28 protein-coding genes are annotated in these 24,480 nt (G+C 70.1%); 13 read left to right on the top strand and 15 right to left on the bottom strand.

Going from position 1 to position 24,480, the window contains the following annotated elements:
* Positions 1–32 precede the first annotated feature (32 nt).
* Positions 33–461: an ATP-binding protein gene (locus A6I89_RS07820; protein WP_005515161.1), complete on the bottom strand. Its 429-nt coding sequence runs from the start codon at positions 459–461 to the stop codon at positions 33–35.
* 171 nt (positions 462–632) lie between these two features.
* Here A6I89_RS07820 and A6I89_RS07815 point away from each other — a divergent pair, with 171 nt between their 5' ends.
* Positions 633–2,312 (top strand): phospholipase D-like domain-containing protein, encoded by a 1,680-nt coding sequence (locus tag A6I89_RS07815; protein WP_022594302.1) that lies wholly within the window; start codon positions 633–635, stop codon positions 2,310–2,312.
* A 6-nt stretch (positions 2,313–2,318) separates the two neighbouring features.
* Here A6I89_RS07815 and A6I89_RS07810 read toward each other — a convergent pair whose 3' ends face one another.
* Genes A6I89_RS07810 through A6I89_RS24605 form a run of 5 tightly spaced genes read right to left on the bottom strand, consistent with a single transcriptional unit; the run spans position 2,319 to position 4,598 of the window.
* Positions 2,319–3,107, bottom strand: coding sequence for an RNA polymerase sigma factor SigF (locus A6I89_RS07810; RefSeq protein ID WP_022594303.1), 789 nt, complete (start codon positions 3,105–3,107; stop codon positions 2,319–2,321).
* 3 nt (positions 3,108–3,110) lie between these two features.
* Complete coding sequence (locus A6I89_RS07805; protein WP_005515156.1) at positions 3,111–3,542, bottom strand: ATP-binding protein; 432 nt, start codon at positions 3,540–3,542, stop codon at positions 3,111–3,113.
* A 6-nt stretch (positions 3,543–3,548) separates the two neighbouring features.
* The gene (locus A6I89_RS07800; protein WP_232244691.1) at positions 3,549–4,040 is read right to left on the bottom strand and encodes an ATP-binding protein; all 492 of its coding nucleotides are present in this window, start codon (positions 4,038–4,040) and stop codon (positions 3,549–3,551) included.
* A 5-nt stretch (positions 4,041–4,045) separates the two neighbouring features.
* Positions 4,046–4,411, bottom strand: coding sequence for an anti-sigma factor antagonist (locus tag A6I89_RS07795; protein ID WP_005515154.1), 366 nt, complete (start codon positions 4,409–4,411; stop codon positions 4,046–4,048).
* A gap of 37 nt (positions 4,412–4,448) precedes the next feature.
* Complete coding sequence (locus A6I89_RS24605) at positions 4,449–4,598, bottom strand: hypothetical protein (RefSeq protein ID WP_005515149.1); 150 nt, start codon at positions 4,596–4,598, stop codon at positions 4,449–4,451.
* Between the two features lie 241 nt (positions 4,599–4,839).
* Here A6I89_RS24605 and A6I89_RS07790 point away from each other — a divergent pair, with 241 nt between their 5' ends.
* The gene (locus A6I89_RS07790) at positions 4,840–5,244 is read left to right on the top strand and encodes a hypothetical protein (protein ID WP_044990575.1); all 405 of its coding nucleotides are present in this window, start codon (positions 4,840–4,842) and stop codon (positions 5,242–5,244) included.
* A gap of 88 nt (positions 5,245–5,332) precedes the next feature.
* Entirely contained in the window at positions 5,333–5,656 is a 324-nt protein-coding gene (locus tag A6I89_RS07785) for a WhiB family transcriptional regulator (RefSeq protein ID WP_022594306.1), read from the top strand.
* On the opposite strand, the gene A6I89_RS07780 is transcribed toward A6I89_RS07785, so the two are convergent.
* Together A6I89_RS07780 and A6I89_RS07775 are read right to left on the bottom strand one after the other, a co-directional pair.
* Positions 5,616–6,632, bottom strand: coding sequence for an AraC family transcriptional regulator (locus A6I89_RS07780; protein ID WP_022594307.1), 1,017 nt, complete (start codon positions 6,630–6,632; stop codon positions 5,616–5,618). The two genes, A6I89_RS07785 and A6I89_RS07780, sit on opposite strands and share 41 nt — an antisense overlap.
* Entirely contained in the window at positions 6,629–7,813 is a 1,185-nt protein-coding gene (locus A6I89_RS07775; RefSeq protein WP_022594308.1) for a pyridoxal phosphate-dependent aminotransferase, read from the bottom strand. Before A6I89_RS07775 ends, A6I89_RS07780 begins: the two co-directional genes overlap by 4 nt.
* Positions 7,814–7,941: 128 nt before the next feature.
* On the opposite strand from A6I89_RS07775, the gene A6I89_RS07770 reads away from it, so the two are divergent.
* Complete coding sequence (locus A6I89_RS07770; protein ID WP_022594309.1) at positions 7,942–8,544, top strand: carboxymuconolactone decarboxylase family protein; 603 nt, start codon at positions 7,942–7,944, stop codon at positions 8,542–8,544.
* Here A6I89_RS07770 and A6I89_RS07765 read toward each other — a convergent pair.
* Complete coding sequence (locus tag A6I89_RS07765; RefSeq protein ID WP_022594310.1) at positions 8,471–9,442, bottom strand: sigma-70 family RNA polymerase sigma factor; 972 nt, start codon at positions 9,440–9,442, stop codon at positions 8,471–8,473. The genes A6I89_RS07770 and A6I89_RS07765 overlap by 74 nt on opposite strands.
* 129 nt (positions 9,443–9,571) lie before the next feature.
* Between A6I89_RS07765 and A6I89_RS07760 the strand changes: the two genes are divergently transcribed.
* From A6I89_RS07760 to A6I89_RS07730, 7 genes are all read left to right on the top strand, one after another.
* Positions 9,572–9,736 (top strand): hypothetical protein, encoded by a 165-nt coding sequence (locus tag A6I89_RS07760; RefSeq protein ID WP_005515140.1) that lies wholly within the window; start codon positions 9,572–9,574, stop codon positions 9,734–9,736.
* A gap of 71 nt (positions 9,737–9,807) precedes the next feature.
* Positions 9,808–10,623 carry a carotenoid biosynthesis protein gene (locus A6I89_RS07755; RefSeq protein ID WP_013415012.1) on the top strand — a complete coding sequence of 272 codons (816 nt, stop codon included), beginning with the start codon at positions 9,808–9,810 and terminating at the stop codon, positions 10,621–10,623.
* The gene (locus A6I89_RS07750; RefSeq protein WP_232244692.1) at positions 10,620–11,888 is read left to right on the top strand and encodes a glycosyltransferase family 2 protein; all 1,269 of its coding nucleotides are present in this window, start codon (positions 10,620–10,622) and stop codon (positions 11,886–11,888) included. Before A6I89_RS07755 ends, A6I89_RS07750 begins: the two co-directional genes overlap by 4 nt.
* Positions 11,885–13,504, top strand: coding sequence for a phytoene desaturase family protein (gene crtI, locus A6I89_RS07745; protein WP_022594313.1), 1,620 nt, complete (start codon positions 11,885–11,887; stop codon positions 13,502–13,504). The genes A6I89_RS07750 and crtI overlap by 4 nt, the downstream gene beginning before the upstream one ends.
* Positions 13,497–14,483, top strand: a complete 987-nt coding sequence (locus tag A6I89_RS07740) for a phytoene/squalene synthase family protein (protein WP_005515133.1) — start codon at positions 13,497–13,499, stop codon at positions 14,481–14,483. The genes crtI and A6I89_RS07740 overlap by 8 nt, the downstream gene beginning before the upstream one ends.
* Positions 14,484–14,519: 36 nt before the next feature.
* The gene (gene idi / locus A6I89_RS07735; RefSeq protein ID WP_022594314.1) at positions 14,520–15,113 is read left to right on the top strand and encodes an isopentenyl-diphosphate Delta-isomerase; all 594 of its coding nucleotides are present in this window, start codon (positions 14,520–14,522) and stop codon (positions 15,111–15,113) included.
* Positions 15,114–15,274: 161 nt separating this feature from the next.
* Complete coding sequence (locus tag A6I89_RS07730; protein ID WP_022594315.1) at positions 15,275–16,531, top strand: MCE family protein; 1,257 nt, start codon at positions 15,275–15,277, stop codon at positions 16,529–16,531.
* On the opposite strand, the gene A6I89_RS07725 is transcribed toward A6I89_RS07730, so the two are convergent.
* Positions 16,532–18,073 (bottom strand): alpha,alpha-trehalose-phosphate synthase (UDP-forming), encoded by a 1,542-nt coding sequence (locus A6I89_RS07725; RefSeq protein ID WP_044990519.1) that lies wholly within the window; start codon positions 18,071–18,073, stop codon positions 16,532–16,534.
* Positions 18,074–18,478: 405 nt separating this feature from the next.
* Here A6I89_RS07725 and A6I89_RS07720 point away from each other — a divergent pair, with 405 nt between their 5' ends.
* Complete coding sequence (locus tag A6I89_RS07720; protein WP_231849566.1) at positions 18,479–18,745, top strand: hypothetical protein; 267 nt, start codon at positions 18,479–18,481, stop codon at positions 18,743–18,745.
* 58 nt (positions 18,746–18,803) lie between these two features.
* Here A6I89_RS07720 and A6I89_RS07715 read toward each other — a convergent pair whose 3' ends face one another.
* The 5 genes from A6I89_RS07715 to A6I89_RS07700 all read right to left on the bottom strand — a co-directional run bounded on the left by A6I89_RS07715 (position 18,804) and on the right by A6I89_RS07700 (position 24,181).
* The gene (locus A6I89_RS07715; protein WP_022594318.1) at positions 18,804–19,472 is read right to left on the bottom strand and encodes a DUF3239 domain-containing protein; all 669 of its coding nucleotides are present in this window, start codon (positions 19,470–19,472) and stop codon (positions 18,804–18,806) included.
* Positions 19,473–19,484: 12 nt separating this feature from the next.
* Positions 19,485–21,143 carry a DNA repair helicase XPB gene (locus A6I89_RS07710; RefSeq protein ID WP_013415019.1) on the bottom strand — a complete coding sequence of 553 codons (1,659 nt, stop codon included), beginning with the start codon at positions 21,141–21,143 and terminating at the stop codon, positions 19,485–19,487.
* 131 nt (positions 21,144–21,274) lie between these two features.
* Positions 21,275–21,427, bottom strand: a complete 153-nt coding sequence (locus A6I89_RS24600; protein WP_005515122.1) for a hypothetical protein — start codon at positions 21,425–21,427, stop codon at positions 21,275–21,277.
* Between the two features lies 1 nt (position 21,428).
* A complete protein-coding gene (locus tag A6I89_RS07705) occupies positions 21,429–21,641 on the bottom strand; it encodes a hypothetical protein (RefSeq protein ID WP_005515120.1) in 213 nt (70 codons plus the stop codon).
* A gap of 239 nt (positions 21,642–21,880) precedes the next feature.
* A complete protein-coding gene (locus A6I89_RS07700) occupies positions 21,881–24,181 on the bottom strand; it encodes a helicase-associated domain-containing protein (protein ID WP_022594319.1) in 2,301 nt (766 codons plus the stop codon).
* Positions 24,182–24,241: 60 nt separating this feature from the next.
* Here A6I89_RS07700 and A6I89_RS07695 point away from each other — a divergent pair, with 60 nt between their 5' ends.
* A complete protein-coding gene (locus A6I89_RS07695) occupies positions 24,242–24,430 on the top strand; it encodes a hypothetical protein (RefSeq protein ID WP_031937314.1) in 189 nt (62 codons plus the stop codon).
* Positions 24,431–24,480 lie beyond the last annotated feature (50 nt).

Raw genomic sequence — 24,480 nt, 5'->3', positions numbered from 1 at the left:
TCCGCCGTTCGGCGACATCCGGAGCCGCGCCGTCACGCGGCGACGCGAGGGCTCCACTGCAACCGGACGCGCGTCCCGTCGTGGCCACGGTGCACCTCCGCGTGGTCGCTGCACGCCTTCATCAGCTGCAGGCCGCGCCCCCGCTTGGCGTGCGGCTGCGTCCCGGTGTCCTTCCACGTTCCGTGGTCGGTGATCGTGACGGTGACGACCCCGTCGTGCCCGCGAGTGGCATGCAGATCGAATGTTCCTGCGCCGCCGGGCGGGTAGGCGTGCTCGACGCTGTTCGCCATCGCCTCGTAGCCGGCCAGGACCGCGTCCTGGGCCTGGACTGCGGGCAGGCCCAGGCCGTGCATGTACGACGTCAGGCTGGCGCGGGCCGGCGCCAGCTCGGTCGGGATCGCACGAATGCCCGTCAATGACAGGGCGTCGTCGGTCGGGCGCTGCCGCAGCTGCCGTGACATGGCTTCTCTCCCCGGCTCGGTACGGTGACACGGTTCCCCGATCTGGTACCCCGAGTACGGGGGTCCTATACCTGGGACTTCCGACCGGGATCTCGCTCCGACCGTCCGGTGCCGGACAGCGCCCCGCGGTTCTGGAAGGATCCCGGAGTGCTCCCGAGGAGGATTCGAGCGTTGGTCGTAACCCTGTGGCGTCGCTGCCGTGTGCTCGCTGGGCGGGTCTCCTCGGCGTTCGGGCGGTCCAGCCTCGCGCTGACGGGCCGCCGGGAGCGGTTCGATCCGGCGCACCCGTGGTTCCTCAGCGCCGACGAGCGAGGAAACGGCGACACCCGGATCCCGGCGTGGACGGACGGCAACGAGGTCACGCCCCTGATCCACGGCAGGGCGTACTTCGAGGCCCTGGCCGAGGCTCTGGCCCGCGCCGGATCGAACGACCTCGTGCTGTTCACGGATTGGCGCGGTGATGCCGATCAACAGCTCGTCGACGGCACTACCGTGTCCGACGCCTTCGCCGGCGCCGCCCGTCGCGGCGCGACGGTCAAGGGCATGATGTGGCGCTCGCACATCGAGACACTCGGGTTCCCGGGGCGCCGCAACCGCAAGCTCGCGGAGACGCTCGAGGCCGCCGGCGGTGAGGTGATCCTCGACCAGCGGGTACCCGCACTCGGCAGTCACCATCAGAAGTTCGTCGTGGTCAGGTATGCCGACCCGCACGTCCCCGACGTCGCGTTCGTCGGGGGAATCGATCTCGCCCGCGCCCGCCGCGACGACGCCGATCACTTCGGTGACCCGCTCAGCCGGCCGTTCCCGCCCGAGTACGGCGAGACCCCGGCGTGGCACGACGCCCAGTTGCAGATTCGCGGGCCGGCGGTCCGTGACGTCGAGGACGTGTTCCGGGAGCGGTGGGAGGATCCCGCTGCGCTGTCCCGGCTGCCGTGGCACGCGTTGCCGGACATCCTGCGGGGCCTGACTCGATCACCGTCCGAATTGCCGACGCCCGCAGCGCCTCCCGAGCCGTGCGGGTCGTGTTCGGTGCAGTTGCTGCGCACCTACCCGCGGCGCCGACCGGCCTACCCCTTTGCCCGAGAGGGCGAACGCAGCGCGGCCAAGGCATACGCGAAGGTTCTGCACCGCGCCCGGACCCTGGTGTACGTCGAGGACCAGTACCTGTGGTCGGTGGACGTCGCGCGGGTGTTCGCCGAGGCGCTGCGCCGCGAGCCGGAGCTGAGGCTCGTGGCGGTCGTTCCGAAGCATCTCGACGACGACAGTCCCATCACGATCCCGTCTGCGCTGCTCGGGCACTCGTCGGCGCTCGAAACCATCCGCGCCGCCGGTGGCGACCGGGTGCTGGTGCTCGACCTCGAGAACGATCGCGGCATTCCCGTGTACGTGCACTCCAAGGTGTGTGTTGTCGACGACACGTGGGCGGCCGTCGGGAGCGACAACTTCAATCGTCGGTCCTGGACCCATGATTCGGAGCTGACTGCCGCCGTCGTGGACGCCGAGCGTGATGTTCGTGCGCCCGTCGACCCGGCCGGTCTGGGCGACGGGGCGCGCCGTTTCGCGCGCGACCTCCGGCTCGAGCTGGCCCGGGAACACCTGGGCCGGCGCGACGGTGACGACGCCGACCTGATCGACCCGGGGCGCTTCTTCGACGTCGTCAGAACCAGTGTCGACGCGCTGGACCGCTGGCACGAGGCGCCGTCGGCGGGGACCAGACCTGCGGGACGGCTGCGCCGACACCACATCGACGTGCCGCCACGGTGGCAGCAGCGCGCCGCCGCTCTCGTCTACCGCCTCGTCGTCGACCCCGACGGCCGGCCCCTCCGGATGCGGCTGAAGCGCGCCTACTGAGCGGCGTCACTCGTCCAGGTTGGTGCGAATCCTGGCGAGGATCTTCGACAGCAGGCGGGAGATCTGGACTTGCGAGACGCCGATCTCGCGGGCGATCTCGGTCTGCGTCCTCTCCTCGAAGAAGCGCATCACGACGATGCGCTTCTCCCGCGGCTCGAGTTGATCGATGAGGGGCTGCAGGGCGAGGTGGAGTTCGGTCTGCTCGAGATCCACGTCGTCGGTCGCGAGCGTATCGGCGAGAGTGGCGCTCTCGCCGTCGCGCCCGACCGGGCTGTCGAGCGAATGTGTCTGGTACGCACCGGCCGCGGCGATCGCCTCCATGACCGAGTCCGGATCGGTGCCGAGTTCGGCGGCCAGTTCGTGTGCGGTGGGTGAACGCCCGAGGCGCTGCGACAGTGCCTCGGTGGCCTTGCCGACGTCGAGTGTCAGATCCTTGAGGCGACGGGGGACCCGGGCCGCCCACGCGTGGTCGCGAAAGTAACGGCGCACTTCGCCCATGATGGTGGGGACGGCGTATGCGGCGAAGCTGCTTCCCTGGGCGGGGTCGAAGCGGTCGACGGCGTTGATCAGGCCGACACACGCCACCTGGTAGAGGTCGTCCATCTCCTCGCCGCGGCTGGAGAAGCGTCGAGCGATGTTGCGGGCCAGTGGAAGTGACTGCGCGACGATCCGGTCGCGCAGCGCGGTGCCACGCTCGTCACCGGGGTCGCAGTTCGCCAGTTCGGCGAACAGTTCGGCCACCCCGTCGAGGTCATCCGAGGACTGTGACGACGGGGAGTCGGCGTGGACAACCACCCGTCACACCAGCTTTCGGGTGCAGATCGTCACCGTCGATTCGGTCGCGCCGCCGGAGGCGCCGGGCTGCTGGTCGATCGCGATCGAATCGGCCAGGGCGCTCAGGATGCGCCACTCGAGGCTGCCCTGTTCGGGGTACCACTCGCCGACCGTGAAGGCGGTCAGCGTGATGGTGAAGGTGTCGTCGACCGTGGTGTACCGACAGCTCACCTCGGTGTCCGGGGCGGCGGACGAGATCAGCAGGGTGCAGATCTGGTCGACGGCCAGCTTGAGATCGGCCGCCTGATCGAGGGTGCAGTTGTTGCGCATCGCCACCAGCTCGGTCAGCATCCGCAGGATGGTGAGCTGGTCGTGCCGGGCGGCGACGGTGACCGTCACGGCGGGGGTGGTGCCGGACGGGCTGAGGGAGACCTCGGAAGTGGCGTCGGCCTGCATCGTGTTCTATCCACCCTGTTCGTCGTAGGGCGTGGCGCTGCTGGGCGCGCCGCGCCACTGGAGAAGTACTCGTGTCCCGGTGTCCCCGCACGCGACCTCGGATCGGTCGGCGCACGCACGAACCAGTTGCAGCCCGCGGCCCCGACGCGAAGCGGGGTCGGGCCCCGCGCTGTTCCAGACGCCACGATCGGTGATCGTCACCGTCAGGGTCCCGGCCCGGTCACAGGTCGCCGACACGTCGAAGGTGCCGACGGCCCCGCTGGGGTACGCGTGCTCGACGATGTTCGCCATCGCCTCGTAGCAGGCCAACAGCACGTCCTGCGCCCGGTCGTCGGGGAAACCCGCCCGCCTCAGGAACTCGGCGAGCGCCCGGCGAGCCGGTGCGAGGACCGTGGGCTCGGCCCGCAGTTCGATCAGCGAGAAGCCGCCGTCGCCACGCGTGGCGTCGACGCCCGACTGCTGCGCCACCGACGCCGAGGTAACCGTTCTGTCAGCCACGAGGATCACACCGTCGACAGAGCCGCTTCGACGGACGGGTGCACCTCGAGCACCTCGGTCAGTCCGGTCAGCTCGAGGGGGCGGACAGTGGCGGGGCCGTGCGCGGCCACGATGAACCGATTACCGGCGGGGATGTCGTCGCTGCAGCGGACCAGCACGGCGAGGCCGGCCGACGCGAGGAACGCGACCTCGGAGAGGTCGACGATCAGTACGCCGTCCTTCAGCCGGGACGCGGCACGGTCGAGTGCTTCCTCGAACATCTGCGCGGTGAGGACGTCGATCTCGCCGCGGGCGCGTAGGACGACCACGCCCTCGATCACGTCGACGTCGAGGGACAGGGCGGAATCGGCGGCAGATCCGGACATTTCCATGGGCGCAAATATACGTTCGGTGCTCACCCGGCCGGCCCTACGCCCGCGCCGCCGACAGAACGGACACCGGTGTCGGGTAGGCCGTGGCTGCCAGGTCGGCGCGCGCGCCGAAGTACGGCACGCCGCACCACGAGTAGACGCTCTTGACGCAGGCGACGCGAACGGCGGTCCTCGAGAACAACGACATGAGGGCAACTCCCGGTGAGAGATTTACGAACGATCTCCCCGTCTGTACCCACCTCTCGGGAGCCCTATACCCCCGATCTCGAAAAGTCCGGCGGAGCGGTGCGGACGACCGTTTCGGGCGGTTCCGGTGACGTGTGTGACATCGGAGGTATAGCCGCCGTTCTCCCGGGGTAACAGCGTGGAGTGCGTTGCCGGAGGGTGGCGCGGAGAACTCGGAGAACTCGTCGGGAAAGGACCTCGGCATGGGATGGCTGGACACGCCTGATCTTTGCTACACCGATGCCGTCACGGTGCTGGCGGCGGCGACTCATCGTCCCGTCCGGGTGGTTCTGCACCGCGGTCGCCGCGTGGTCCGGGTCGACTTCGAGTTCGGGCGGTTCCTCCTCGCGCAGAACCACGACACCGGTACCACCACCGATCCCGACGCGTGCGGGGACTGGACGGTCACCGTCTACGACGAGCAGGATCCGTCGGCGGGCGTGCTGGCCGAGGCCACCGACGAATGGCTGGTGGACGCGTTCGATCGCGTCTACGACGTCGCCCGCGCGGTGCCCGGCCGGCAGCTCGCGGCGAGCGCCGCCGACGCGGCCACGGTAGCCGCCCCCTCCGTGACCGTCCCCTCGGCCGCCGCCGTCGCTCTCTGCTGACCTTTCGCGATGAGTTTTCGTCCCGAAACCGGTCTGTACCGATGGCACGGGAACTACCCGGCCGCGGGGAGACGAGGAGACCATCGGGATGCAGGGCAGTGCGATTTCCATCGACGAACGGACGACGCCGTGCCGCACCGGCGACCCTGATCTGTGGTTCTCGCCGGCCCCCGACGATCTCGAGCAGGCCAAACGGCAGTGCGGGGGATGCCCGATCCGGTCCCGGTGCCTCGCCGGTGCGCTCGAGCGGGCCGAGCCGTGGGGAGTTTGGGGCGGTGAGATCCTGCACCGCGGCGTCGTCGTCGCCCGCAAGCGCTCACGCGGCCGGCCCCGCGCCCACGTGGCGGCGGGAGGGTGTGCCGGCGGAACGCTCAGCGGTAGGCCCCGGGCGTCGCGCCCGTCCACCGTTTGAATGCGCGCCGGAACGCGCTCGCCTCGGAGAAGCCGAGCCGGGCGGACAGCTCGTCCACCGGCTCGCCGCGGCGGAGTGCGGCGACCGCGGCGTCGCGCAGCACCTCCTCGCGCAGCGCGTTGAGCGACGTGCCTTCCTGGCGCAGGAGCCGGCGCAGGTGCGGCACGCTGATCGAGAGCATCTCGGCGATCTCGTCGGCAGTGCACGTGCGTCCGCGCGCCCCCATCTCGAGTACCCGGCGCACCTGAGCGGAGGCGGTGCTGTCGTAGTCGCGTTCGGAGAGAAGCAGGTTCGGAGATTCGCGCAGGTACTCGGCGAGCGTGTCCTCGTCCTGGATGATCGGTGCCCGCAGGATCGCGTTTTCGAACTCGAGCGTCGCCACGGCCGCCCCGAACGTGACCGGGACCCCGAAGATCGCGTCGTAGTGCTTGGCGAACCGGGCCTCGGGCTCCGGATAGGGGATGAGCACCGCCCGCAGTCGCACACGGCGACCCACCAGCCAGGCCGCGAAGCGGTGCAGGAGGATCAGCTCGAAATCGGTGACCAGCCGGAACGCCTCGTCGACGAATTCGGGGGAGTACGCGTCGTCGCGGACGTCGACCCGCACCTCGAGTCGCGTGGAGCGTTCACTCCGGAAAAGCGTGATCGGTGGCACCGGCAGCGCGCGGGTGACATCGGCCATCCGCTCGAGCGCGCTGCCCAGATCCGGGCGGTGGATCAACGACAGACAGATCAGCCGGAACGTGCCGCGCGGGACCGGAGACGCACCGATGCCGAACAGTTCGTCGTCGGTGAGCTGCCACGCGGCCTGGGTGAACGCCGTGACCTGCTCCGGGGTGAGCCGCGAGCGGGGATCGTCGAGCGACGCGACGTCGATGCCCGACGCCTCGAGCGTCGACGCCAGGTCCGCACCTGCCGTCTCCGCCAGTCGCAGGGCGCGTTTGAGGAAGTCCGCGGGAACGGTCGCCAGGCTCACCCGGACACCTCTGCCCGGCGGAGCCGGGACGCCGCCTCGGTGAGGACCTCGTCACGCTTGCAGAACGCGAACCGAACCAGGTGACTCCACTGCTCGGGGTGGTCGGTGAACACACTCACGGGCACCGCCGCGACGCCGACCTCGCGGGGTAGTCGGCGGCAGAACTCGATTCCGTCCCGGGTGCCGAACGCGGAGATGTCGGCCAGCAGGAAGTACGTGCCACCGCCCGAACAGACGTCGAACCCGGCGTCCCGCAGGGCCGCCGCGAGCAGATCTCGCTTGCCCTGCAACTCGTTTCGCATCTGCCGCACCCATGCCTGCTCGTGTTCGAGCGCGTGCGCCACGGCGGGCTGGAACGGGCCGCCGGCCACGAACGACATGAACTGCTTCGCCGCGCGAACCGCGTCGATCAGTTCGGCAGGGCCGCAGGCCCATCCGGTCTTCCAGCCGGTGACGTTGAACGTCTTGGCCGCGCTCGACACCGTGACCGTGCGCTCGTACATGCCGGGCAGCGCAGCGAGCGGCGTGTGGGTGAGCCCGTCGAACACCAGGTGCTCGTACACCTCGTCGCTGAGCACCAGCAGATCGTGCTCGCACGCCAGCTCGGCAACCGCGAGCAGCTCGGCCTCGGTGAACACCGTGCCGGTGGGGTTGTGAGGGGAGTTGACCACGAGCATCTTGGTGTTCGGGGTGATCGCGGCCCGCAGACCGTCGAGGTCGAGCACGAACCGCCCGCCGTCCCGGGCGAGCGGAACCGACCGCCGGACCGCCCCGGCCAGCGCGACGGCGGCGGCGTACGAGTCGTAGTACGGCTCGATCAGCACCACCTCCTCGCCGGGCTCGACCAGCCCGAGGATCGCGGCGCTGATCGCCTCCGTGGCGCCGACGGTCACCAGGACTTCCGAGTTGGGGTCGAGCGAGGTGCCGTAGCGCAGGGCGCGGTCGGTCACGATGGCCTGCCGCAGCACCGGCATACCCGGACCGGGCGGGTACTGGTTGAGGCCGTCGGCGATCGCCTGTCGCGCGACCTCGAGCATCGACGCCGGACCGTCGGTGTCGGGGAAGCCCTGACCCAGGTTGATCGCATCGTGCTCGGTGGCCAGCGCCGTCATCTCGGCGAAGATCGTGGACGCGAACGGCTGCAGTCGCGAGACGGTGCGGGAACGGGGCGCTGCGGGCATTTGTCCAGCGTAGCGGCGTCGCCGTCGACGAACGAACCCGGCCGTGTCACGTTCGCGGGGGCTGTCTCGTCCAAGGGGTGAACGGGCGCAACCGGTGCCCGGCGCAGACCCGGAGACAGGAGAACGTCATGGCTCGCATTCACGCGGTGACCCCGCAGGAGGCCAATCCGTTGGTGAAGGCCGCGTACTGGTACGCCGGTCGGCGGTTCGGCGAGGTACCCGAACCGTTCGCGGTCCTGGCCAATCATCGCAAGCTCTTCACGGTGTCGGCGAGGCACGAGATGGGCGCACAGAAGGTATCGACCGTGCTGCCGCCGAACGTGCGCGACATCGCCGTCTACCGCGTCGCCTGGACGGTCGGATGCTCGTGGTGCGTCGACTTCGGCACCATGCTCCAGCGACTGCAGGGCCTCGACGTGGACCGCCTGCAACACATCGGTGAGTACGACACCTCGCCGCTCTACAGCGACGACGAACGCGCGGCGATCGCCTACGCCGACGCGATGACGGAGACGCCGACGGCCGCGACCGACGAGCAGGTGGCCGACCTGGAGCGACGGTTCGGCCGCGACGGCGTCGTCGAACTGACCTACCAGATCGGACTCGAGAACATGCGGGCGCGGATGAACTCGGCCCTCGGCATCCACGACCAGGGATTCAACTCGGGCGACGCGTGCCGGGTGCCGTGGGCGGCGGAGGGGTCGGGGGCGCAGGAGGAGCGGAAAGCCTAATCCCACGGTGCTTCTCGGGGTTCGCGATGTCGTAGGCGGCCCACACCAGGCCGTCGCGGACGGTGAACCCCGTCACCCGCCCCGGGAAACCGGGGTGGGTGTCGTCGCCGGGAGAGCCGTGGCTGACGAAGCCGAGTTGGCCGTTGACCAGTGCCGGCATCGCCGCACCCAGGAAGGCCTCGAGGCCGTACTTGTGCGCGAGCCCCAGGAAGAAGCGGGCGGTGCGATCGGCGCCGGTGATGACGTTGACGGCGGTACGGGTGGTGCCGTTGGCGTCGCCGATCGTGATGGCGTCGGGGTGCAGCGCGTCGAGGACGGCGTCGAGGTCGCCGGCCGCCATCGCGATCATCAGGCGGGTGACGGCCGCGGTGTGCTCGTCGTCCGGCACCGGCGGTGGGGCGTCGGCGACGGCACGTCGGGCCCGGGACGCGAGCTGTCGGGCCGACGCGACGCTCACCGACAACACATCCGCGATCTCCCCGAACGGCACCCCGAACCCGTCGTGCAGCACGAACGCCACCCTCTGGTCCGGGGTGAGTGCATCGAGCACGATCAGCGCGGCCAGCCGGTTGTCCTCCTGGCGGACGACGGCCTCCAGCGGATCGGGCATGGCCGACGGTGTCAGGTCCGTGACGATCGGCTCGGGTAGCCATTGCCCGACGTACTGCTCGCGGCGGACGGCCGCCGAGCGCAGGCGATCGAGGCACAGGCGGCCGACGACGGTGGTGAGCCAGGCCCGGAGGTCGTCGATCCGGTCGGCGTCCGATTTCGCGAGGCGTAGCCACGCCTCCTGCACAGCGTCCTCGGCGTCGGTGACGCTTCCGGTGAGGCGATATGCCGCGGACAGCAGGTGTCCGCGATGGGATTCGAACGAGTCCGCGAGAGTCGGAGCGCTCATGCCGCGATCCTACGATCTACTCCGCACAATTCGTTCCCATCCATCGGTGTCGGTGCTCCGAATGACTTCCCGGAAGGTGAGGGCTGCGTCTCCACGGACGGGCCGGACAGTCGAGGGAAGGGTTGCGACATGGCGTTGACGGAAGCTTCTGCGCATGCCGGTGAGGATTCGGTTCCGCCTCCCGGTGGGTTCCTCCAACTCTTCATGGAAGCCAACCGGCTCGCGGGTCGTGCGGTGAGCGGTTCGGTGCCGGACCGTGGTGTCGACATCGCAGGTGATCGGCGGCCGGAGTGACGTCGACGGGGCCGGTCCTGGCGCCGACGGACGCCCGCCCCGTCGGGGCCACGGCGCCGCGGACGGGGGCGATGGTTCTGCTGTGGGCGCTGGTCGGGGGCGCACTGCTCGCCCAGATCACGTATGCCCTGGTGACCGGGGAAGCCCGCGACACGATCACCGTTGCGGTCGTCACGCTGTCGGCGGCGGCGGTCCTGGTGCACGCCGGCCTGTCCCGGGGCGCGGTGTGGGCGTCGGCACTGCTCGTCACGACCGCGGGCGTGGGTCTGGCCGCGGAGATCGTCGGCACCGCGACCGGCTTCCCGTTCGGCAGCTACTTCTACGCCGTCGACCGGCTCGGGATGGATGTCGACGGCGTCCCGGTCGTGGTTCCGTTCGCCTGGACGGCCGGCTTCTACCCGATCTGGTGCGCGGTGACCTACGTGCTCGAACGCTCCCGGGTGCCCGCCGGGCGGCTGTGGCTCCAGCGGATCGTGCTCACCGCCGTCGGGATGGTCGGGTGGGATCTGTACCTCGACACCCAGATGGTGACGGACGGACAGTGGACGTGGACGTCCGACGCTCCCGGTCTGCCGGGCATTGCGTCGATTCCGGTCACCAACTACCTCGGATGGTTCGGTACCGCACTGCTGATGGCGGTCGTCGTGGAGATCGTGGACAGGCGCACTCGCGCCCGCCGGCCCGCCGGCCCGCGGATGCCGGACACCGCGCCGCTGGTGCTGTTCGTGTGGACGTGGCTCGGCTCTGCGTTCGCGCACGCGGCCCTGCTGGACGGCGCCGAGCTGCGGTACTCGGCGGTCTACGGGTTCTGCATGATGGGGGCGGTCGGCGTCCCGCTGCTGTGGACGCTGACCTGGCGACGCGAACCGCTCCGGGAGCCGGCATGACTGCCGTCACCCGCCGGCTGGTCGTGAGCGGGGCGGCGCTGGCGGTGGCGTCGGCGGCGCTGTCGGTCGGCAACGCGCTGTCGATGCCGCGGCTGCGACGACCCGGGGCTGCGGCGACGAAAAATGACCGGGTCGTGGTTTGCGTACCGGCGCGCGACGAGGAGACGAGACTGCCGCTGCTGATCGGCGACCTTCGCGCCCAGAGCTGGCCGGGGGAGCTGCGGGTGATCGTGCTCGACGACGGTTCCCGGGACGGGACGCGGGAAGCAGCACTGGACGCCGCTCGCGGTGACTCGCGGATCGCGGTGCATTCGAACACCGCCGCGCCGCCGCCCGGGTGGACCGGAAAGGCGGCGGCCTGCCGCCGCCTCGCCGCGCTGGCGCAGGCCGATTCTCCCGCCGCCGACGTCATCGTCTTCGTCGACGCCGATGTGCGGCTGGCACCGGACGCGGTGTGGGCGGCGGTGACGGCACTGCGAAGCAGCGGAGCCGCGCTGGTGTGCCCGTGGCCCGAACAGCGGACCGGGGGCTTCGCCGAGTGGCTGATCCAGCCGTTGCTGAGCTTCTCGTGGATGTCGACCGTCGTGGTCGCCGCCGCGAACCGTTCGCTGCGGCCGTCACTGGCCGTGGCGTGTGGTCAGGTTCTAGTGTTCGACGCCGACGCCTACCGGCGGATCGGTGGACACGAGTCCGTCGCGTCCAGCGCCACCGAGGATCTCGACATCGCGAGGACTCTGCGGCGGGCCGGTGAGCGCACCGTCGTCGTGTCCGGCGCCGGATTCGTCGAATGCCGGATGTACCGCAACTGGACCGAACTACGGGCGGGCTACACGCGATGGTTGTGGTCGTCGTTCGGCGGACGGCCAGGGGCCGCAGGTGTTCTCACCTTCGCCGCGGTGGCGTACCTGCTGCCGCCCGCCGCGGCTGTCCTGGGATCCGGACGCATACGGCGTGCGGGCACCGTCGGCTACCTCGCCGGCGTGGCCGGACGCGTGGGCGCGGCGATGTCCGAGAGCGCGGCCGCCGATCGTGGTCGCGTGCGGGCTGTCGATCTGCTGCGGATGATCGCGAGCGCCGCTCTGCACCCACCGGCCACCGCGGTCTTCGCCGGACTGGTCGTGGATTCCCACATCCGCCGGGCACGAAATACCCTCTCCTGGAAGGGCAGAGCACTGCCCTCCCCGACCGGCGAACCGTCCGCACACCGAGCGCGGAAACGAGAGAAGCGAGGAACCCTGATGTCGATCCTGGACGGTGCCGCATGAGGGCGGTCGAGGGACGGACCGAGTCGGTCGTCGTGGTGGGAGCGGGGCTCGCCGGGCTGTCCGCGGCACTGCACCTCGCGGGTGCAGGCAAGCGCGTCACCGTCCTCGAGCGGGAGAGTTCGGTCGGCGGCCGCGTCGGCACGTACGAGGTGCGGGACGATTCCGGGCACCGGCTGTACGACATCGACAACGGCGCGAGTGTGCTGACCATGCCCGAACTCATCGCCGACGCCCTCGCGGCCGTCGGTGAGTCGTTCGAGTCCACGTCGCCGCCGGTCACGCTCGCCAAACTCGCGCCGAGCTATCACGCCCGGTTCGCCGACGGCACCTCGCTGAACGTCTTCTCCGATCCGGCGGCGATGTCCGCGGAGGTCGAACGAGTCTGCGGTGCAGGCGAAGCCGCGGGATACCGCCGACTCCGGCGGTGGCTGGCGTCGATCTTCGACACCGAGTTCGACCGGTACATCGACTCGAACTTCGATTCGCCGCTCGACCTGGTGTCGTCGCGGGGAGCGCTGGTCGACACCGCGAAACTCGTTCGCCTGGGCGGGTTCGGTCGCCTCGGACCGCGGGTCGGCTCGTTCGTCCGGGACGACCGACTGCGCCGCATCTTCACCTTCCAGGCGCTGTACGCCGGCATGTCGCCCGCGAAGGCCCTGGGCGTGTACGGCGCCATCGCGCACATGGACACCTCGCTCGGTGTCTACTTCCCGGAAGGGGGCATGTGCACCATCGCGCGGGCGATGGCCGATGCCCTCACCCGCCACGGTGGGGTGGTGTACACCGGCGCCGAGGTCTGCGCGGTGGACGTCGCCGGTGGCCGGGCCACCGGCGTCCGGACGGCCGACGGCCGTCACTTCGAGTGTGACGCATTGGTTCTCACAGCAGACCTCCCCGTGGTGGACCGGCTGCTCGACGGCGCGGGCGTCGCCACGCGCGGGCGCAGACGCGGCTACGCGGTGGCGTCGCCGTCGGCCGTCGTCTTCCACGGCACGGTCCCCACCGAGGTGACGCGGACGTGGCCGACTCGTGCGCACCACACCATCGACTTCGGTGCGCAGTGGTCGGAGACGTTCGCCCGGATCACCGCCCCGCGTGGCCGAGGACGGTTGATGTACGACCCGTCACTGTTGATCACGCGCCCGGCCGTCACCGATCCCGGTCTGCACGTCGTCCGGGACGGCGTGCACAGCGAGCCGGTGTCGATCCTCGCGCCGTGCCCCAACCTCGACAGCGCCGATCTGGACTGGGGCCGGCTGGGGACGTCGTACATGCGTGAGCTCCAGGACGACCTGGAAGGACGGGGCTATCGAGATCTGCGGCAGGCCATGGTCGTCGACCATCTCGACACCCCGCAGACCTGGCTCGACAAGGGCATGCTGGCCGGAAGCCCGTTCTCCTCGGCGCACGTATTCCGGCAGACCGGCCCGTTCCGCCGCAAGAACATGGTGTCCGGGATCGGGAACGTCGTGCTGGCCGGGTCGGGGACGACGCCCGGGGTCGGGGTGCCGACCGTCCTCGTATCGGGGCGCCTCGCCGCCGAACGGATCACCGGGGCGCCCACGGCCGCAGCTCGGCACACGGAAACGTCTCGGGTGGAGGTCCGGCATGGGTGAACTCGACGGTATCGATCCGAGCCTGCACGCGGCCTACCGCCTGTGTCGCACCCTGAACGCGCGGCACGGCAAGACGTACTTCCTGGCGACGAGACTGCTCCCGACGTCGCGGAGGGCGGGTGTGCACGCGCTGTACGGCTTCGCGCGCATGGTCGACGACGTCGTCGACGTCGGTGCCGACAGCGGTATCGCCCCGACGGACCGGGCGGCGGCCGCGGCGCTGGACGAGCTCGAGGCGCGGGTCCGCACGGTGCTGGCCGGTGGGGTGTCGGGACACGCCGAGACGGACCTGGTCCTGAGCGCGCTGGCGGACACCACTGCGCGCTACGACATTCCACACGAGTACCACTACGCGTTCCTGCATTCGATGCGGATGGACATCCCGGGAACCGCCGCGTTCCGGTCGCGATACCGCACGATGGCCGAGCTGTCCGAGTACATGTACGGCTCGGCAGCCGTGATCGGGTTGCAGATGCTGCCCATCCTGGGCACGTCGGTTCCGATCGACGACGCCGTCGGCCCTGCCCGCGCGCTGGGAGAAGCGTTCCAGCTGACGAACTTCATCCGCGACATGGGCGAGGACCTGGACCGGGACCGGATCTATCTGCCGACCGACGAGCTCGCGGCGTTCGGCGTCGACGAGGAACTCCTTCGCCGCTGTCGTTCGACCGGCCGGACCGACCCCCGGCTCGGCCGAGCGCTCGCCCATCTCGTCGCCCACACCCGGTCGGTGTACCGGGCCGCCGAACCGGGGCTCGACATGCTCGATCCCGCGGCGCGGCCGGCGATCCGCACCGCATTCGTCCTCTACGCCGACATCCTGCGCGAAGTGGAGGACGGTGGATACCGCGTGCTCTGCGAGCGAGCGGTCGTCTCCCGGCGTCGCCGACTGGCTGTCGCGGTGCCGCAGTTGCTGATTGCGGGCCGGACGTCCGCGCGGTTGCGCCGGACGGCGCGGACGCGAGCGCGTGCGGCCTGACCCCCGACGGCCCCGACCCGACGAAGAAGGAATCACATGGAACATGTCGTGCTGCTGGACGAGGCGGGCCGCGCCGTCGGCACCGAGCCGAAAGCGACCGTCCACACCACCGCGACGCCGCTGCATCTGGCGTTCTCGTCCTACGTCTTCGACCGCCACGGGCGGCTGCTGATGACTCGCCGTGCCCTCGACAAGGCTACGTGGCCGGGAGTGTGGACCAACACGTGCTGCGGGCACCCAGCCCTGGGCGAGCCACTGCGCGAGGCGGTTCGGCGACGGTTGCATCACGAGCTCGGGATCGATTCGTCCGAGGTCGATCTGGTTCTGCCGGACTTCCGCTATCGCGCGGTGATGGACAGCGGTGTGGTGGAGAACGAGATCTGCCCGGTATTCCGGGTGCGCTACGACGGGCCGCCGCCCGTTCCGCGGCGGGGGGAGGTGGACGACGTCGACTGGGTGGCCTGGTCGACGTTCTCCGCGGAGGTCGACGCCGGCGCTCGCGCCGTGTCGCCGTGGTGTCGCGAGCAGGTGCAGCAGCTGCGCCGACTCGGCCCGGATCCCGCCGCCTGGACCGCCGCGCCGCTGACAGCCCTGCCGCCCGCCGCCCGGCACGGGGTGGACGCCCCGTAGCGGCCGGTTGCGAGCCGGACAATTGTCCACTTTGTAACTCCGGTCACATGAATGTGACCCCGAGTAACGGATAGCGGTAGCCTGTTGCCTGCGTAACAGTGGGGCGGTTCTGGTGATCTCGCCGACATTCTCTTCGGGGTGAGCATGGAGGGCCGGCGGCGATGAACATGGTGTCCAGGCTGGCGCGAGGCCAGATCGCGGCGTTCCTGATCCTGGCCGTCGTGAGCATCGTCTTCGTAGGCGGCAAGTACGCGCGTCTCGACAACCTCCTCGGCTTCGGCCAGTACTCCGTGTTCGTCGACCTGCCGACCTCCGGCGGCATCTTCTCCAACGCCGAGGTCACCTACCGCGGCGTCCCGGTCGGACGGGTGGGGGACCTGCAGCTCACCGCCGACGGCGTCCGCGTGGAACTGCGCCTCGACGACGGCGGCCCGCAGGTTCCGGCGTCCGCGGCGGCGGTCGTGGCCAACCGGTCGGCGATCGGCGAGCAGTACGTGGACCTGCAGCCCACCGGCAGCGACGGCCCGTACCTCGCCGAGGGATCCGTGATCGATCGGAAGGACACCACCGTCCCGACACCGGTCGAGGATCTGGTGGCCTCGGTCGACGCGTTCGCCCGATCCGTGCCCGCCGACCGGCTGCACACGGTCGCCACCGAACTCGGCAAGGCGTTCGACGGCCAGGGCGACAACCTGCAGGCCGTCGTCGACTCGCTGAACGCCTTCACCCGGGAGGCGTCGGATGCGCTGCCGCAGACGCTCGACCTGATCGGCGACGGCCGCACCGTACTCGACACCCAGGCGGGCCAGGCGTCGTCGATCCGCTCGTTCAGCGCCGACCTCGACGCACTCGCCGCCCAGCTGCGCTCGAGCGATCCGGACGTACGCAAGCTGATCGGCACGGGCACCGCCACCAGCGACCAGGTGGGTGCGTTGGTCCGCGAGAGCGGCGCCGACCTCACCGAGGTGCTCTCGAACACGCAGCAGGTCACCTCGCTCGCCCCGGGGCGCGAGCCCTATCTGCGCTCGATGCTGCAGTTGCTGCCCGCCCTGCCGGTGGCCGCACGTGCCGTCGCGCCGGGCGACGGCACCATCCACTTCGGGATCATCCTCGAGACGAACAATCCGCCCGCGTGCACGGTCGGCTACGAGAGCACCCACGAGATCCTGGCGGATATGAAGCGGCGCGACCCCGACTTCGACGACACCCGTGACGACTTCCCGTTCGCCTCCGACGTCCGGTGCCTCGCGCCGCAAGGCAGTGTCACGGGCGTGCGCAGCGCCGAACGGGCGGCGCTGGCCGACCCGACCGTCCCGCAGCCGTGGGACGACAAGCCGAAGGTGGCTCCGGATGCGTTGAACCTCAACCCGATCGCGACGCAGCTCGCGACCGTGATGGGATTGGTGCCGCCGCGGTGACTACCGCCCCGTGGCGGCGATCGGCGACTCGCCGGGCGAGAACGGGCCGGTCGTCGGCATCTGCCAGTCCAGGGGGAACTCCTCCACTTCGGTGTTGGCGCGGCCGGCCAAGGCCAGGTGGTCGAGGAACGTTCGCGCCCAGTGGTGCACGTCGTGGGTCATCACCTGGGCGTGGAGCGCGGCCATCCGGGTGCTGCGCTGCTCCGGCGACTGCTCGAGGGCCGCGACGATCGTGTCCTTGACGAAGTCGAGATCGTGCGGGTTCACCAGGTATGCCTGGTCCAATTCGGAAGCGGCGCCGGTGAACTCGCTCAGGACGAGAGCTCCGGTGTGGTCGGGACGGCACGCCACGTACTCCTTGGCGACGAGGTTCATGCCGTCGCGCAGCGGTGTGACGAGCATGGCGTCCGCGGCCACGTAGAGCGCGATCAACTCTTCCCGCGGCACCGGCTGGTACAGGTAGTGGACGGGCGCGCGCCCGAGGCGACCGTGGTCACCGTTGATCCGACCGACCTGCGTCTCGATCGACGTCCGCATGAGCGCGTACTGCTCCACCTGCTCCCGGCTCGGGGTGGCGAGCTGCACCATCACGGTCCGGCTCGGGTCGAGCCGGCCCTCGTCGTACAGCTCGCCCAGTGCGTCGAGTCTCAGGTCGATGCCCTTGGTGTAGTCCAGCCGATCGACACCCAGCAGGATCTGCTCGGGGTTGCCGAGGTCCTCCCGGATCTCGCGGGCGCGCCGGCGCACCGACTCGCTGCGCGCGCGTTCGACCATGTCGGCCGAATCGATGGAGATCGGGAAGGCTCCCACCCGGACGATGCGCCCGTCGAAGCGGACCTCGCCGCGTCCGTCGGCGACCGGCCGCGTCTCGAGCTCGAGCAACCGGCGCGCCAGCACCACGAAGTTCTCGGCTCCGCCGGGGAGGTGGAAGCCGACCAGGTCGGCGCCGAGCATCCCCTCGAGGACGCTGCGCCGCCACGGCAGCTGGGCGAACAACTCGACGGGCGGGAAAGGGATGTGCAGGAAGAACCCGATCGTGACGTCCGGGCGCAGCTCCCGGAGTAGCCGGGGAACGAGCTGCAGCTGGTAGTCGTGGACCCACACCGTCGCACCGGGTGCGGCTGCGGCGGCGGCCGCATGCGCGTAGCGCAGATTGACGTCCCGGTAGGTGGCCCACCACTCCCGGTCGAACGTGGGTTTGACGACGACGTCGTGGTAGAGCGGCCACAGGGTGCTGTTCGAGAAGCCTTCGTAGAAGCCCTCGATGTCGTCCTCGCCGAGGCGGACCGGGTGCACCCGCAACCCCTCGTGAGTGAACGGAGCGACGTCACGGTCGGCGACGCCGGGCCAGCCCACCCAGCAGCCGTTCCTGCTGCGCAGAACCGGCTCCAGCGCGGTGACCAGCCCGCCGGGCGAGCGCCGCCACGCGGTGGAGCCGTCGGGCCGCTCCTCGAGATCGACGGGCAGGCGATTGGCGACCACGACGAAGTCGGACTGTTCGTCGGGGCGGGCGGTTGTGTCGTCGGCAAGTTCCAATGGCATCGAGCGGCTCCCGTGGGTACGCGTCCCGCCGGAGGCGGGGATCGCTCGGAGCACGGAACCGCGCCGCCCGACGAGACGACAAATCTATAGCTGTCGGAATAGATTTGTTGTATCAGTGTTGTGCGTGCGCGGCAACCGATCGGGCGTCCGACACACACATGCCGGCGATCGGGGGGAAGGGGCGTGGCGGGGCGGCAAAGCCCCTGCGCGGCTTCCTCGTTGCGCGGCCGAGTGACGGCGAATCGTCCGGAATCGCTGCACCGCAGTTCAATTGACGTTCATCCGGAAAACGTTCAGCGTTCGAAGGGAATCGGCGCCCGGACGGCCGGACGCGGCGGTCGATGTCGATCGTTCTGCCGACACGGCTGCGAAATCTGCCGAAGTGCGCGAGACTGAGGTGACCTCATGAAGGAGGTCACCTCTATGGAACTCCGAGCCAACGGATCTGTTTCCCGGCCGATGACCGGCGCTGTCCGGCCGAACATCTTGCACGACTTGGAAATCGGTAGATCAACGTCCGTCGAGACGGCGCTGTGGTGGGTCGCCCTGCTGATCGTGGTGGCGGCGGTGCCGGCGGTCGCGACGGTTGTACTGATGGGGTCTGTGACCCTCGCGCTCACGATCGCGCTCGTTGCGGTCGGTGGCGTCGGCCTCGCGGCCCTGATGATCTGAGGCCCCGGCCCCGGGAAACGGGGCCGGGGCTAATCCCATCGCTGTAATTCGCTGCGCGTCAGCGCAGTTCGTCGGGGAGATCCGCCGGATCGAGCAGCACGAACTGCCCACTCGAGCCCCGAACCTTCTCCGACCTCGCGATGTTCTTGTTCAGCAGCTTCCACTCGACGTCGTCGATCGCAGCCGACGCCTTGGTGAGGACCTTGCTGTCGCGGGTGCCCCACGAGACCGGCATGAAGCTCACCATCTGCCACGTCTCACCGGAGGAACGCGATCCACGGTCGCCGAGCACCGACACCGATGGCAGCTTCGCGCCCACCGCGTAGCTCTTGCCGGGCAGCGTGCGGACGGTCCGGGCGGCGAGCGCGTAGTGCGGCTTCGTCGCGCCGGGCTTGGCGATGTCGATCAGCGACAGCAGCGTGTACCCGCGCGGATGCACCTCCGACACGATCGCCGGTACCAGGTCGCCCTTCGCGTAGAGATCTTCGATGCTGCCCACCTTCCGAGGCGTCCACACCACCATGAAGAGCGAGGTCAGTGCGCAGATCGCGAGAACCACGCCGAGGATGTACGACCACGGGTGTGCCAGGACGAACATCCATGCCGCGCCGGCGCCGAGCAGGACCGCCATCAGCGCGGCCGACCACTGCAGCCGTCGCAGATCGCCGAGGGTCTCGTTGACGGCCTTGGCGTGAAGTTTGTCGACCGGGAACTCGAAGCGTCGCACGGGTGAGGGGTCCTATCCGATGGCCGGGCCGAGCAGGTCGTCGGCGTCCGTGATCCGGTACGCGTAGCCCTGCTCGGCGAGGAAGCGTTGACGGTGGGCGGCGTACTCGGCGTCGAGCGTGTCCCGAGCGACCACCGAGTAGAAGTGTGCCTGACCGCCGTCGTGCTTGGGACGCAGGAGTCGGCCCAGCCGCTGCGCCTCCTCCTGCCGGGAGCCGAAGGTGCCCGACACCTGCACGGCCACCGACGCCTCCGGCAGATCGATCGAGAAGTTCGCGACCTTGCTCACCACCAGCGTCTGGATCTCACCGGCCCGGAAGCGGTCGAACAGCGCCTCGCGTTCCTTGTTTCGCGTGGAACCCTGGATGACGGGGGCGTCCAGTTCCGCGCCGAGTTCCTCGAGCTGGTCCAGGTAGGCGCCGATCACCAGCGTCGGCGCGCCCGGGTGCCTGTCCAGGATGGACTTCACCACCGCGTGCTTGGTCCGGGCGGTGGAGCACAGCTTGTAGCGCTCCTCCGGCTCGGCCGTCGCATACGCCATCCGCTCCGCGTCGGTGAGCGTCACCCGCACCTCGACACAGTCGGCGGGCGCGATCCAGCCCTGCGCCTCGATGTCCTTCCACGGGGCGTCGTAGCGCTTCGGCCCGATGAGCGAGAACACGTCGCCCTCGCGGCCGTCCTCGCGGACCAGCGTCGCGGTGAGACCGAGACGGCGGCGGGACTGCAGATCCGCGGTCATCCGGAACACCGGCGCGGGCAGCAGGTGCACCTCGTCGTAGATCACCAGGCCCCAGTCGCGGGAATCGAACAGCTCGAGGTGCTTGTACTCGCCCTTCGACTTGCGGGTGATCACCTGATAGGTGGCGATGGTGACCGGGCGGATCTCCTTCTTCTCACCCGAGTACTCGCCGATCTCCTCCTCGGTGAGCGAGGTGCGGGCGATCAGCTCGCGCTTCCACTGCCGGCCCGCGACGGTGTTGGTGACCAGGATCAACGTCGTCGCCTTCGCCTTGGCCATCGCGGCGGCGCCCACCATCGTCTTGCCGGCGCCACAGGGCAGCACCACGACGCCGGAGCCACCGGCCCAGAACGAGTCGGCCGCCATCTCCTGGTAGTCGCGCAACTGCCAGTGGCCCTCCTCGAACGCGAGGTCGATGGGGTGTGCCTCGCCGTCGACGTACCCGGCGAGGTCCTCGGCCGGCCAGCCGATCTTGAGCAGCATCTGCTTGAGGTGCCCGCGCTCGCTGGGATGCACGATCACGGTGTCGTCGTCGATCTTTGCGCCCAGCATCGGGGCGATCTTCTTGTGCCGCATCACCTCGGTGAGCACCGCACGGTCCAGGCTCACCAGCGTGAGACCGTGCACCGGGCTCTTCACCAACTGCAACCGGCCGTAGCGGGCCATGGTGTCGACGATGTCGACCAGCAGCGGCTGCGGCACCGCGAACCGGGAGAAGTTGACGAGCGCGTCGACGACCTGCTCGGCGTCGTGCCCGGCGGCGCGCGCATTCCACAGCGCGAGCGGGGTGATCCGATACGTGTGCACGTGTTCGGGGGCGCGTTCGAGCTCGGCGAACGGTGCGATCGCCTGCCGTGCCTCGTCGGCGCGCTCGTGATCGACCTCGAGCAACAGGGTCTTGTCGGACTGGACGATCAGCGGGCCGTCGGTCACGTGCGCCTCCTAGCAGCGGAACGGTAACCAGACCATTGTCCAGACGTCGGCGACGTCCCGCCACGTAGGCCTCCGGCCCGTGCGCCTTTTCGGTAGTGAGGGCTACCGGAAAGGCGCACAGGCCGAAGGCCTCAGAGGGATTTCCTCGTTTCCATCACCTGCACCAGCGCCTCGGAAATTCCGGCGCGGTAGCCGGCGTCGCGTTCGGAGCGGACTTCGGTGGCGTCGAGCTCGTTTTCCAGTCGCGTCTGAATTCTGTCCAGGGCGAGCAGGGTCCGCTTCACGTCAGGATCCTCTTTTTTCGGCGTCGTTGAATTTGTGAAAACCGGAATTGTGTGCGCGTTCGTCGAGGACGAACAATTTCGCCGACGCGATCGCGGACCGGAAGCCCGGCGGGCGGGGCTGCCCGGGGGCGTCGTCGCCCAGCAGCAGGTCCAGTTTCCGATGCAGGTGGTCCAGGACATCCGGCGCGTCGGGCGCCGGGGCCTCGCGGGTCATGGCGCGGTCCGTCAGTGGCGCTTCCGCTTTTTGATCAACTCACCGGCATCAGCGGCACGCTCCCGCTTTTCCGCACGCTTTTCCTTGATGGACTGTGCAGACTTTTTCAGACTCTTACCGGGTTTTCGGTCGGCCATTGTCGCTCCTGAATTCGAAGTGGCAATCACTTGACCGAGACCATAGCCCATTTCCAGAAAAAAGCCAGTCGTGCAGTTCGCGAGGCCTTCGGGCCCGGATTCTCAGTCGGCGAACGCGACGGACGTGATCCGGTGCAGTGTGAACCGGCGCACCTCGCCGGACGCCTGATCGAGCGCGTCCAACTGCCCGCCGCCGACGCTGACCGGCTGCACGATGCGGTGCGACGCGACGCCCTGCGCATCGACGTAGCCGATGGTGACCGACCGCCGCACCTGCGCAGCGGTCTGCAGCAGGGTCATGGTCGCGGCGGTGGACGCCCGACTGCCGTCGCTGCGCAGCCCCGTCCCCGACGACGCGGCGGCCTTGTCGCCGGAGCGCAGCGACCGCACCAGCGCCGCCAGTTGGTCGTCGTTGGGCACCGCGGGGACCCGTGAGCGCGCGGCCCGGGCGGCGGGCACCCGGGCCCCACGCGGGCGCAAATCGACGATCGCGCCGCTCGAGTCCTCGCCGGCCGGAGCGAACCCGGCGCCGCGCAGGTCCGCGAGGACCTCCTTGAGCGGCGCCTGCGAGATGACGACGGTGGGGGCGAGCGCGCGCAGCGCCAGGTGTTCGGCGACGGGGGAGGACAGCACCTCGGCGAGCAGCGCCGGATCCTCACAGCGGACGAACGACGCCGCGACCCCGGCACGCAGCCGGCCGTGGCGACGGGCGACGTCGTCGATCAGGTAGGTCAGTGACTGCGGCACCGGGGTCTTGGAGCGGGTCGCGAACAGGGCCTGCAGTTCGGACGCGGTGAGCCCGGCGTCGAGCGCGCGCCGGATGCTGGCCTCGCTGATCCGGTACATGGATGCGGCGCCGGCCGATTCGATGTCGGCGACGAGGGTGATCTGCTCGAGCAGCTCCGGGATCAGCGGGCCGGGGGCGACGACGGTGAGGTCGGCCTGCACCAGCACGTAGTCGATCGGCTGGGGCAGGGCCGCTTCCATCTCCGCCTCGGGGTCGCCGCCGTGAAGCAGCGCCTTGCCGGGGGAGCTGAGCGCGCCGTGCGCGACCAGCCCCAGGGTGCGGGCCTCGGCGAGCGTGCGCTCGACGACGTGCGGGCCCAGCCGGCCCGCCCAGCGGGGGCGCCGCCACGCGAGCAGGCGGGCGGCCTCGGTCGCGGAGACCTCCTTGCCACCGGTTTCGGCGAGCAGTTCGAGCAGCAGCCGACGCTCGTGCGCGGCGCCCGGCGCGCGCACCTCCTCCGACAACGCCGAGATCGGCTTGTCGGTGGCGTCGCGGCTGCCGATGATCCACGGCCGCCGCGGCAGTGCCAGCCACGCACCGGCGACGGTGGCCCAGCGGCGGGCGGTGCCGGAGGTGAGCCAGCCGTCGACGGCGACGGTGGGTGCCCAGTAGTCGTCGACGTCGGTGAGCGGCGCCGGATCGGGGATGCCGCGGGCGATCAGCCCGGCCGCGGCGAGCAGTTCGAGCAACAGGCCGACGCGGGCCTCGTCGACACCGGTGGCCTTGGACAGTCGTCGTACCTCGCGCACACCCACACCGCCGGCCTTGAGCGCGGGGGCGGGGGCGTCGCCGAGCGCGGCGACGATGTCCTCGCAGTGCCGGACGAGCTCGAGGGCCTCGCCGGCAGCGGCGGCGTTGACGTCGGCGGGCTTCTGCTTGCGGCCGGACAGTGGCGGCGGGGTGGGGGAGGACGGATCGAACACGGCCTCACCGCGTAGCACCTGGCCCACCCGGGCCGGCAGCTCCACGGTTTCGGCGTCGATCCAGCGCAGCAGCCCCCGGGAGAGCAGCCGCTGCACGGGCCGGTCCGGGGAGGTGCCGGGCGCGGCGTCGCGGGTGCGTCCGATCGGCGACGACCGGGCCAGGGTGGTCAGCAGCTCGCGTTCGTTCGGTTCGCTCGCGTCGAGCGCGGCGCGGATCCCGTCCTCGCTCAGGTCGTCGGGTTCGGCGTTGATCCGGCCCACCCGCCACGGGATGGTTTCCACCGCGGAGCGGACGATGCGCAGGTGCTCGTCGTCGCCCCACACCAGCGCGAGGGCGCGCAGCCGGGCCAGCGCCCGATCCAGTGTGCGCTGCGGTACCCGGCCGGCCAGCGCCTCGTCGACGTGCCGCCGGGCCACCGGCATCTGGTCGGCCTGCTCCAGCGCGAGGAGTTCGAGGACCGTGAACTCGAGGGAGTCGAGCAGATCGGCGGCCCGCACCACCGACGCGCGCTGCTCGGCCCGGGCGGCGAGAATCGCGGAGGTGGCCGGTGGGGGCACGGCGAGGTCGGGACGCAGCCGCAGCAGCTCGGTGAGCGCGGCGTCCTTGCGGTCGGCCAACCAGCTGGTCAGGGTCGGTGTCGGTGCGGTCGACGCGGTTTCGGCGGCGCCCTCGGTGCCTGGCGTGGGGGTCATCGCCTATGAGATTAGTGACCTGGGCTGTACCGCGCTTCGCACTCCTGTCAAAATGGGCGCGTGGCTAACAATTCGAAGAAGCGCTATGTCGATCCAGGGTGGCCGGAAACTGCGGATGGAGATCACGCGGTGACCGAGTTGTCTTCCAGTCGTGCCGGCAATCTCTCGCCGTTCGGCGAGGAGACGGAGTTCCCCCTTCCGGTGGATTCTCTGCCCTACGTGCACCCGCACACCGTGATCAACCGCTGACGCACACACAACCGAACGGGCCCCTCACCGATGGTGAGGGGCCCGTTCGC

It is taken from the genome of Prescottella equi (assembly GCF_002094305.1).
In the GTDB taxonomy this organism is placed as follows: domain Bacteria; phylum Actinomycetota; class Actinomycetes; order Mycobacteriales; family Mycobacteriaceae; genus Prescottella; species Prescottella equi.
This window is presented reverse-complemented; position numbering and strand designations above follow the sequence as displayed.